The sequence below is a fragment of the Endozoicomonas sp. SESOKO2 genome (assembly GCF_024606245.1).
GTDB lineage: Bacteria > Pseudomonadota > Gammaproteobacteria > Pseudomonadales > Endozoicomonadaceae > Endozoicomonas_A.
In genome coordinates this window covers 1-9,585 of sequence record NZ_JAHHPQ010000054.1, presented here as the reverse complement: position 1 = coordinate 9,585, position 9,585 = coordinate 1, and the positions used below count along the sequence as shown (strand labels likewise).

At 50.8% G+C, this 9,585-nt stretch carries 11 protein-coding genes; 1 reads left to right on the top strand and 10 read right to left on the bottom strand.

From position 1 onward, the window contains the following. The coding region (locus tag KDK17_RS01315) for a hypothetical protein (protein WP_257287167.1) at positions 1–1,051 on the bottom strand (1,051 nt) is incomplete at its 3' end. Between the two features lie 279 nt (positions 1,052–1,330). Here KDK17_RS01315 and KDK17_RS01310 point away from each other — a divergent pair. Then, on the top strand, positions 1,331–1,633 hold the full coding sequence (locus tag KDK17_RS01310) for a hypothetical protein (RefSeq protein ID WP_257254202.1): 303 nt from the start codon (positions 1,331–1,333) through the stop codon (positions 1,631–1,633). A gap of 95 nt (positions 1,634–1,728) precedes the next feature. Here KDK17_RS01310 and ccmI read toward each other — a convergent pair whose 3' ends face one another. From ccmI to ccmA, 9 genes are read right to left on the bottom strand one after another with little or no spacing between them, the layout of a single operon-like run. After that, positions 1,729–2,901, bottom strand: coding sequence for a c-type cytochrome biogenesis protein CcmI (gene ccmI / locus KDK17_RS01305; RefSeq protein WP_257276008.1), 1,173 nt, complete (start codon positions 2,899–2,901; stop codon positions 1,729–1,731). Further along, on the bottom strand, positions 2,898–3,413 hold the full coding sequence (locus KDK17_RS01300; protein WP_257252304.1) for a cytochrome c-type biogenesis protein: 516 nt from the start codon (positions 3,411–3,413) through the stop codon (positions 2,898–2,900). Before KDK17_RS01300 ends, ccmI begins: the two co-directional genes overlap by 4 nt. After that, positions 3,410–3,952 carry a DsbE family thiol:disulfide interchange protein gene (locus KDK17_RS01295; RefSeq protein WP_257252306.1) on the bottom strand — a complete coding sequence of 181 codons (543 nt, stop codon included), beginning with the start codon at positions 3,950–3,952 and terminating at the stop codon, positions 3,410–3,412. The genes KDK17_RS01300 and KDK17_RS01295 overlap by 4 nt, the downstream gene beginning before the upstream one ends. Continuing rightward, on the bottom strand, positions 3,949–5,985 hold the full coding sequence (locus tag KDK17_RS01290; RefSeq protein WP_257276006.1) for a heme lyase CcmF/NrfE family subunit: 2,037 nt from the start codon (positions 5,983–5,985) through the stop codon (positions 3,949–3,951). Before KDK17_RS01290 ends, KDK17_RS01295 begins: the two co-directional genes overlap by 4 nt. Further along, complete coding sequence (ccmE, locus tag KDK17_RS01285; protein WP_257254226.1) at positions 5,982–6,518, bottom strand: cytochrome c maturation protein CcmE; 537 nt, start codon at positions 6,516–6,518, stop codon at positions 5,982–5,984. The genes KDK17_RS01290 and ccmE overlap by 4 nt, the downstream gene beginning before the upstream one ends. Then, a complete protein-coding gene (ccmD, locus tag KDK17_RS01280; RefSeq protein WP_257276005.1) occupies positions 6,515–6,862 on the bottom strand; it encodes a heme exporter protein CcmD in 348 nt (115 codons plus the stop codon). The genes ccmE and ccmD overlap by 4 nt, the downstream gene beginning before the upstream one ends. Next, on the bottom strand, positions 6,862–7,611 hold the full coding sequence (locus tag KDK17_RS01275; RefSeq protein WP_257254224.1) for a heme ABC transporter permease: 750 nt from the start codon (positions 7,609–7,611) through the stop codon (positions 6,862–6,864). Before KDK17_RS01275 ends, ccmD begins: the two co-directional genes overlap by 1 nt. Before the next feature lie 31 nt (positions 7,612–7,642). Continuing rightward, positions 7,643–8,332 (bottom strand): heme exporter protein CcmB, encoded by a 690-nt coding sequence (gene ccmB / locus KDK17_RS01270; RefSeq protein ID WP_257254222.1) that lies wholly within the window; start codon positions 8,330–8,332, stop codon positions 7,643–7,645. Then, a complete protein-coding gene (ccmA, locus tag KDK17_RS01265; RefSeq protein WP_257254220.1) occupies positions 8,329–8,997 on the bottom strand; it encodes a cytochrome c biogenesis heme-transporting ATPase CcmA in 669 nt (222 codons plus the stop codon). The genes ccmB and ccmA overlap by 4 nt, the downstream gene beginning before the upstream one ends. Positions 8,998–9,585 lie beyond the last annotated feature (588 nt).

Genomic DNA, 9,585 nt, shown 5'->3' with positions numbered 1-9,585 from the left:
GCCTGGTGTGGAATTTGAACCTTTGATCTGACTGGGCCTTTACAGTGTTTGTCCCGGAAACGTGAGGTTGACTCTGACTCAATTGGAATGATCCTGTCGTTGTTTGTTGTTTCTCTGAAGTCTCCAATGGGGGAATGAACTGGGTAAGCGCAAGGGAAATTCCGGCTTCTTCGGGAAGGCTACGTGGAACGATTAACCCATTTATGGCCGAAACACCGCCAGCAGTGGCAGGAAAATTCACACCATCATTGGCCAGGCCGGGAGCGCCAGTTGTATTGAACGCCCCTGCGCCCATGAAATGTGGAGCGCTTACAGAATCAGAATAATTCATGCATCTAAAACAGTACCCATTGGCCAAGTGGGGACATGAGCTTTGTTCAGAGTCCGGTGGCCATTCAGCGGGCAATCTGCCATGAGATGACGGCCGGAATTGACAAACACCATGACACGGATTTACGAAACAATTAAACGCCAGAGAATGCAGGCGTTTATAAGGATCTCCGTTACCGCCGCCAGTGCCAGAATAAAAGGAGCTGATGCAAAAGCCTGCGGGGCGGGTGGTGGCTTCGGGAGTTTGTTGGCCCGATGATTCTGATGGTTGGTATGATGATCGGTCAGATCCGGAGCCATACATCATAGTGATGGTCGCAAACGGATAATCCTGACTGGCCTCTTCTTGTCCAACCGGATTAAGCGACGATGAACCGGGGTTCCAACGGCTTTTTAAAAGCCAGATGATCGCGACAGCCGCTTCTGCAGTCAACCATGAGTATGGGGTGTTACTTAAAGGAGTCACTTTGATGGTCAGTGTCCGTTCGTAAGCAGCCAGCAGTTGAGTGGCATAAAGCGATTGCCACGCAATCGATTCGATCATGGTCGTTTTCACCCTGTAACCCCAAGATCTGCGCGGTGTGTCATCGGGCGATGAATCTGGTTCTGTGAAGCCGTTTGGGTCGAAAATGTCTGACGGGGTTCCCGCAGGTTTTATAGAAAAACTCTGGTTTGGAAAAATTCTATCCTGTTCAAGCTCGATAATATAACGTTCTGTCAACCTTTCGGCCTGACAGACGACAGACAATGTCGGCAACAGCAGCGCCGCAAAGAGTGAGTGTTTAATAATTCCAGCCCTGCGTTCCGATTGATAAGGACGAAGGATAGATCAAGAAAATAAGCGTGCTTTTCTGTCAAAGATTTTCTGTCAAAAACCAAAGGGGTCCCCGGGCAAATCATGGGCTCATTTCATATTGGAGAAGACTAAACCTGCCTCCTTGATTTACAGCGTCTACAATTATCGGTTTAAAGTAAATACAGGATTTGGAAAACACTCGCTATGACAAAACTACTGCTCGTACCCACAACAATAATACTGTGCAGCCTGCTAACAAGCTGTGTCACTGAGCCGATGGCTGAGGAAGATAGCTTCTATGACCATGAGCGCCCTGCCCCGGTATTGACAGAGGAAGAATCAGCCATCAGCCGCCAGAACCGCATCAATGCCAACCAATATCGGATGAAACACGGCCGGGGGGGCGACTACCAGCCCTCTCCCGGGCAGCCGGGCAAGCCCTCCTGGAAAATGACTTTTCCCTACAATGAACCGATCATTATAGAAACCGAATCACAATCACAATAACAGGAACGAAATGATGAAAATGGAGCGAAAGAGAGAGAAAATGCTGCCCGGTCTGTCAACTGGACAGCAAATTTGAATTCGGCGTTCAAGCGAGTTCAACTGGCAGGTGCAATTCGTAGCTGGATAACACCATTATCCTTGATTTTCACGTCACGAACTTCAGCCTGATAGTCCGATTGGGCCACATCGCCCGAAAGGGTAATACGAGCGACGACATCCAGACTTTCTGCATCTGACAGACTGCTGGCCCCCATCATCATGGCGGCATTATCATCCAGTATTACCTCTTTGGGAAGGTCACTCACCTTCAGAGGAATAGCAGCAATAGGGGGCTTTTTAACACCACTCTCACGGGCAAACACGATAACTCTGGCCTGAGCTGGAAGGTCACTGAGTTCGGGAGCCAATTCGACATTGATCCTCAATTCTGCAACCGCCTCACCCATCAGCTTACGTGCTTTGGTGATACCCACAGACAATGACTGTCGTGCAGTCATATCATTTTCAATAGAGAGTGCTTTGGTCCAGGCCTGCACAGCCTGTTTGTAATCTTCCCGTTCGAAAGCATCAATGCCCTTGAGCCCTAATGCCGTAGTATTGCTTTCGTCCTTGCTCAGAGCATCCTGATAGAGGCCACGAACTTCGCCATTAACCTGGTTACGGTTGGCCAGGAACAGTACCTGAGCCAGTTGAGCCGCTGCCTGAGGACTGCCTTCCGAGACCGTGTAGAGTGTCTTATAGGCGTCAATCGCCTTATCCACTTCCCCCTTTGCGATATAGCGGCCCGCCAGCAGATACCAGGCCTGAGCATTATCCGGTCGCTTGTCGCGCCAGGCTTCCAGCGCAGAGATCATCTCTTCATGAGAAGCATCCGGATTCATCATCATCCCAGTCACAGACAGCTCGGTCTGAGCTCCCAGATGCAGGTAGACCGGTACGGCCATAGTTGGAATCAGGAGGGCCAGGAATAAAGCAAGACCTTTGCTGCTACTGCTTGTGTAACTGAGTGTTTCTTCCTTATCAGTCACATCTTCCAGTAGTTTTTTTTTCAGCTCAGTGCGAATCAGTTCGGCATCCTCTGGCGTTACCAAACCCTGGTCCCGCTGCTTTGTCAGATCCGCTTCCTGCTCTCTGAAATAAGCGATGTTGGAAGCCTTGTCTGAAACATCCTGATCAGAACTGCGTCGACTGCGAAACCACAAAGGCAGCATGACCAGAGCCATACCAGTGAGAGTTAATATTGTGGCGATTATCCAGAACTGCGTCATTTATCTTTACCACCCAGTATCTTGTCAAGCTCGGCTTTGTTCTGCTCGTCCAGCCCTTCAACTTCGGTCTCCGGACGATGCTCTTTAAGGATTCTGAACAGTATAAAAATGCCCAGAAGCAGCAGAATCAGAGGGCCAAACCAGAGCATAATGGTGCGGGCATCCATTCTGGGTTTATAGAGTACAAAATCACCGTACCTATCCAGCATGAACTGGATAACAGTGTCATCATCCGCCTTTTCCTCAACGATCATACGGTGCACTTGACGACGCAGATCTTGCGCAACAGGCGCATTGGAATCAGCAATGGACTGATTCTGGCACTGAGGGCAGCGCAGCTGTTCGTTCAAACGGAAAAACTGTTCCTGCTGCCGGGGAGAGTCAAACTGATAGTTTTCAATGACCCCGGCATGGGCGCTCAAACTGACTAACAGCACAGCGAGCCCCATCAGCATGGAGACGCTTACAGATTCCAGCAGTGATGAGCGCCTGAAAAAAAAGTCGAGAGTCATTGCACTAACTCCTTTTGCAGGGCATCGTAAAGGGGCTTGAGATCTTTCTTCCAGACCCGGTCATCAAGGATCCCGATGTGCTTGTAACGAATCACACCGTGCTTGTCGATCAGGAAGGTTTCCGGTGCGCCATAGACCCCCAGATCAAGACCCAACCTGCCATCCTTATCAACAATATTGAAAAGGTAAGGGTCTTCCAGACGATCCAGCCATTCCAAAGCCCCCTGACGCTCATCCTTGTAGTTGACGCCAACAATATTGATGCCTTCGCGGGCAAGTTTCATCAGGTAGGGGTGCTCCACCTTACAGGCCGGACACCACGAGCCCCAGACATTAAGCAACAGAATCCTGCCTTTCAATGCTTCTTCAGTAACGGTCTCTGCGGGCTGCTGCAATTTTTTCAGGCTGAATTCAGGAACCGGCTTGTCCAGCAGCATAGAAGGCAGTTCATTTTTATCTTCCATGAACAAACCGATGTAGAGCAGAACACAGAAAGTCAAAAAGAAAGCTAACGGTAAAAACAGTTTCCAACGCTTCACGCCTGACCTCCTGTGGTGACGGTTGCATCTTTCCCTGAATCCAGGGAGGGCCCGGGATTACCCGCCAATGCAGCTTTTTTCCCGCTCAGGGCGACTTTCTTCTTGAGACGGACACGATAACGCTTGTCCGAAATGGCCAGCAAACCACCCAGAGCCATGAAGATAGAGCCTAGCCAGATGAAACGAATATAAGGCTTAACGTAGAGCCGAACAGCCCAGCTATCGTCACCCAGAGGCTCTCCCAGGGCTACATAAAGATCACGGGTCAGGCCCGAATCAATGGCAGCCTCTGTCATCGGCATACCCTGAACGGTATAGACACGCTTTTCGGGATTAAGGACAGCAATCTGCTGCTTATCTTTAAAGACCTTCACAGTACCGAAGTCAGAAACATAGTTAGGGCCCTGGCGCTGATTCACACCATCAAAACGAAAGACGTACTCACCCACCCGGGCTGTGTCGCCCGGATTCATACGCAGATCTTTCTGAACGCTGTAACCAGAGGTCAGAGCCACCCCTATAAAGGTCACTGCCAGTCCCAGGTGGGCCAGTTGCATACCATAATAGGCAGGTTTGAGCTTTCTCATTCCTTTCAGAAGGCCGATGTTTCGGGTTTTGTTGCGAACATCCTTACCGATGGTTAATACCATCCAGAGCACGAGTCCAATCGCCAGGGCTTCACTGACCAGGAAGCGGTCACCGTATAAGAAACTGAAGATGATGCCACCGACAACAGAAACGACCAATATCCAGCGCACCTGCTGCTTCAACCAGCTGAGAGAACCTTTTTTCCAGTTCAGCAGGATACCGATACCCAGACAGGCAGCCAGCAGCATGGAGAGTGGAACAAACAGCAGATTAAAGTAGGGAGGGCCAACAGAAATCATGCCCAGATCCAAAGAGTCAAGGAGTAGTGGGAACATAGTACCCAGCAGTACCGTGGCACAACTGGTCACCAGAATAATGTTATTGAGTAGCAACAAGGTTTCGCGCGATAGCAGTGAGAAACTGATTTTACTTCTCACTTCCGGTGCCCTGAATGCAAACAGGGTCAGGGAAGCCCCCACAACCACCAGCAGATAGCCGAGAATGAAGAGACCACGCTCAGGATCGTTGGCAAAGGCGTGAACAGAGGTCAGCACACCGGAACGAACCAGAAAGGTACCAAACAGACTCAGGGAGAATGTGGTGATAGCCAGCAGCAGTGTCCAGCTCTTGAACAGTCCGCGTTTTTCAGTCACCGCCAGAGAGTGAATAAGGGCCGTACCGGTCAGCCAGGGCATCAGGGAAGCATTTTCCACAGGGTCCCAGAACCACCAGCCACCCCAGCCCAGCTCGTAGTAAGCCCACCAGCTTCCCAGGGAAATGCCGGCAGTCAGGAAGCACCATGCCACAGTTGTCCAGGGACGAGCCCATCGAGCCCAGGCGCTGTCAAGCTGTCCACCGAGCAGGGCCGCAATAGCAAAAGCAAAGGCTACAGCAAAACCTACATACCCCATGTAAAGCATGGGTGGATGAACAATCATACCCAGATCCTGCAGTAGCGGATTCAAGTCAGAACCTTGAACAGGGGGGAATGGCAGAATACGAGCAAATGGGTTAGAAGTCAGCAGAATAAACAACAGAAAGCCAACGCTGATCATACCCATGACCGACAGAACTCTCGCAGACAGTTCCGGCGGCAATTTGTTGCTGCGCAGGGCAACCACCTGTCCCCAGCCCGTAAGAGTCAGAATCCAGAGCAGCAGAGAGCCTTCATGACCGCCCCAAACCGCAGTCACCTTGTAGTAAACAGGCAGCAGGGAGCTTGAATTGCTGGCAACGTACTGAACAGAGAAGTCATCCGAGACAAAAGCGAACACCAGACACATGAACGATAACAGGACAAAAACAAACTGCCCTGAAGCCAGCGTTTTACCAGTGGCCATCCAGTTCAGTCGACCATTGTAGCTACCCAGCAACGGAATAATGCTTTGCAGCAGTGCCAGACAGGTGGCCAGTATGAGGGCAAACAACCCCAGTTCAGGATTCATGACTGGCTCTCCGATGGTTGAGGCTGAGGGTTCTCTAAAGACTGTTGATTCTCTTTCTGGTACGACGGGGCGCCATTAGATTTATCTGACGGATTGCCTGACTTCGTACCATGAGCCTTGTCGATGGCCTTCTGTACTTCCGGAGGCATATAGTTTTCATCATGCTTGGCCAATAGCTCCTCGGCTACAAAACGACGGTTTTCATCCAGTTTTCCGGTTCCGACAATGCCCTGACCTTCTTTGAAAAGGTCCGGCAGGATTCCGGTATATTCCACTTCCACTTCACCATCGCCATCACTGATTCGGAAAGTGGCTTTCAGGCTATTCGGATCACGTTTGACCGTACCCGGAACCACGATACCGCCACCCCGGATCCTCTGACCAACGGGCGCTTCGCCAGTGGCCATCTGGGCTGGTGAGAAGTAATGGTTGATGTTTTCCTTCAGGGCAAACAGAGCAAGGGCCACAGCAATACCGACGCCGGCTACCAATAAAAGGATCAATAATAAGCGTTGTCTGCGAACCGGATTCATTCCACTTCCCCCTCCCGGGCACCCTGAGCTTTAATGTTGACGCTATCTTCCTGCTGACGGGCTATTGTTAGTTTTTGCTCTCTGTCAGCCCCGGAGCGTTGATTTCTGTTCCCGTTTGAGCTTTTACTGAGGCTGAGGCTCTTATCAACGCCAAGGTTCCAACCTCTGGATTGGCTGCTGCGCACCTGACGCTGAATCTGGGACACAATCCGCTCTCTGAACCGCAATGGGGAAACTATGTTGTAGACAATGATCAGTAGCCCCATGCCATAAGCTGACCACACATAAACACCGTGACCACCCATGTGTATCAAACTGGCCAGATTTTCAAAATACATAGTCATCAATTCTCCTGTCTGGCCAATACGGTCTTGTGAACCCATTTAGTTCGGCGCTCACGGTCCAGTATTTCGGTTCGCAAACGGAGAATAAGGACGACGGTAAAAAACAGATAAAAAGCCGCAATACTGATCAGCAGAGGCCAAAGCATCTCAGGTGCCATGGACGGCTTCTCGGTTAACTTGAGCGTGGCGCCCTGGTGCAGGGTATTCCACCACTGAACAGAAAATTTGATGATAGGGATATTAATCACCCCAACCAGAGTCAGGATGGCGCAGGCTTTGGCCGAGGTATTGGTGTTTCTCATGGCGCCTCGAAGGGCGATGACCCCCATATAGAGGAACAGCAGAATCAGCATAGAGGTCAGTCTGGCATCCCAGACCCACCAGGTTCCCCAGGTCGGTTTACCCCAGATGGCACCTGTTATCAGAGCCAACAGGCAGAAAGAAGCCCCGATGGGTGCACAACACTTGAGTGCCATATCAGCCAGTTTCATTTTCCACACCAGAGTGACGATACCTGCAAAGGCCATCATCACGTAGATAGCGGATGCCAGAAAGGCGGTAGGAACGTGGATAAATATGATCCGGTAACTATTACCCTGCAGATAGTCCGGTGGCGCAAATACCAGGCCCCAGATCAAGCCGGTTGCCATTAACAGGGCTGCCACAATGGCCAACCAGGGCAACCATTTGCCACTGATCTCGTAAAACCATTTGGGCGAGCCCAGTTTGTGAAAAAAAGTCCAGTTCATTTTTTACTCTACCGTGACTGGTTCCTGTTGCTCAGTCTGCAACTATTCTCAGTGATGCGGCTATCGCCAGAGGCGCCAGACACAATCCAAATATCAGCAATGCTGCCATCCACAATAAGTGCCCTGAATAGGACATACCCTCCACTGCCGTCTGAACGGCACCTGTCCCGAAAATCAAAACAGGAATATATAAAGGTAAAGAGAGCAATGTCAGTAGTATTCCTCCCCTCTGAACACGCACTGTCAGCGCAGCACCAATAGCTCCGGCGAGACTCATCAGGGGTGTTCCCACCAGCAGACTCAGTATTAATGCAGGGAAAGCCTGTGTCGGTAAATGCAACATCAAGGCCAGTAAGGGGGCCATAACAATCAGTGCCACACCGGTCGTCAGCCAATGCGCAGAAATTTTAGCCAACACCAGTAAAGGCAATGGGTGGGGCGACAATAATAGCTGATCCAGTGAGCCGTCTTCCTGGTCACTTCTGAACAGGGAGTCGAGGGAGAGAAGGACTGCCAGCAAAGCACCTATCCAGACAATGCCCCCGGCTAACTGAGACAAAAGTTCTTTTTCAGGGGCGATACCCAGAGGAAACAGACTGGCGACCATCAGATAAAAGGCCACCGGATTCAAGGTCTGCCCCGGTGTCCGAAAGGCCAGTGTAAGGTCTCGTTTAACCATTCCCAGAAATGCCCGGCCACCCCGTAATGAAGTGTCACTCATAACCAGGCCCCTGACTCTTCATGACCGGTCTCTTCATCTGAAGCGGCATATGCCTCCAGAGGCAGCTTTGTGACCCGGTCAGAGAGCTTTGACAAACTCTGATGGCTGGTCATTACCACAGCACCGTTTTTTTTGACATGCCGGGCCAGCAGTTGTTCAAGCCAGGCCACTCCCTCCATATCAATCGCCGTAAAGGGCTCATCGAGAATCCAGAGCGGCGTGGCTGACAACGAAAGGTCTGCCAGAGCCACCCGTCTGTGCTGCCCTGCCGAAAGCTGCCCACAGGGAATCTCTTCATAGCCAGCAAGGTTCACTTGCTCCAGCGCCGAAAAAATCGACGGTTCCGGGTAACGTTCGTTACGAAGGTTTGAGCGCCAGAGAATATTCTCAATCGGAGTGAGTTCAGTTTTAACGGCAGGCTTGTGACCAAAGTAAAATGTCGACAACCTAAATTCCGCATAGATGCTGGAAAGCTTCTGCCCCTGCCAGATCACCTCGCCACGATAATCGCCGCAGAGGCCAGCCAGCACTCTCAAAAGCGTGGTCTTACCCGCTCCGTTACAGCCTTCTACCTGTAGCAGTTGACCGGGGGACAGTTGAATGGAGAGATTTGAAAAAAGAACACGATCGTCTCGTTCACACTCCAGCTTAGCCACTTCGAGCAAGTCGTTTTCCCTAAAATCTGTCAGTCAAATGAGTCTTTCGGAGACCCTTGGCGTCTCAGCCCTTATACGGCTGAAATTTCATAGCAGTTTACGATTGACGTCTGTTGACTGTTCAAAAAATACTCTGACAGCCATAAAGTCGGACAGGATTATATCGAAAAAGACGTTCGTTCCGAAGTAATTAACTATCTAGATTGGGTAAATCCGCTGAAATTGAACTGACTCGAGCCAGCTCAGCGTTCTCATTCGCCGGAGTCATCAACGATCCCGGTTGTTCACCCACCAGACCCCAGCCTCAACCCGCGAAGCCACCCCTTGCCCTCATAGCCTTGAGTGTTTCCAGTCCATCCATACCTTTCATTTTCAGATCCGGCAGACAGTCCCGGAAAACAGACAGTGATAATAGCGGACAGCGCCTTAAATCGAATGAGCTACAGCAACATAGCTCTCTTTCTGTGATGTCTGGGCAAAAACCTGCCGATCAGGTGCAATCGGCAGGCATAGCAACGTGAAACCGGTAAACTTGATTTCCGATCTACCTATAGCCGAAAGAGTGCTCCCTGCGACTTGGCAGGGAGGTGAATTTCG

Excerpts from the sequence above, each read along its gene's own strand:
- ccmI (WP_257276008.1), bottom strand. The coding sequence starts at position 2,901 with ATGACGCAGTTCTGGATAATCGCCACAATATTAACTCTCACTGGTATG.
- ccmB (WP_257254222.1), bottom strand. The coding sequence starts at position 8,332 with ATGAGTGACACTTCATTACGGGGTGGCCGGGCATTTCTGGGAATGGTT.
- ccmD (WP_257276005.1), bottom strand. The coding sequence starts at position 6,862 with ATGACTATGTATTTTGAAAATCTGGCCAGTTTGATACACATGGGTGGT.
- KDK17_RS01275 (WP_257254224.1), bottom strand. The coding sequence starts at position 7,611 with ATGAACTGGACTTTTTTTCACAAACTGGGCTCGCCCAAATGGTTTTAC.
- KDK17_RS01310 (WP_257254202.1), top strand. The coding sequence starts at position 1,331 with ATGACAAAACTACTGCTCGTACCCACAACAATAATACTGTGCAGCCTG.
- KDK17_RS01290 (WP_257276006.1), bottom strand. The coding sequence starts at position 5,985 with ATGAATCCTGAACTGGGGTTGTTTGCCCTCATACTGGCCACCTGTCTG.
- KDK17_RS01300 (WP_257252304.1), bottom strand. The coding sequence starts at position 3,413 with ATGACTCTCGACTTTTTTTTCAGGCGCTCATCACTGCTGGAATCTGTA.
- ccmE (WP_257254226.1), bottom strand. The coding sequence starts at position 6,518 with ATGAATCCGGTTCGCAGACAACGCTTATTATTGATCCTTTTATTGGTA.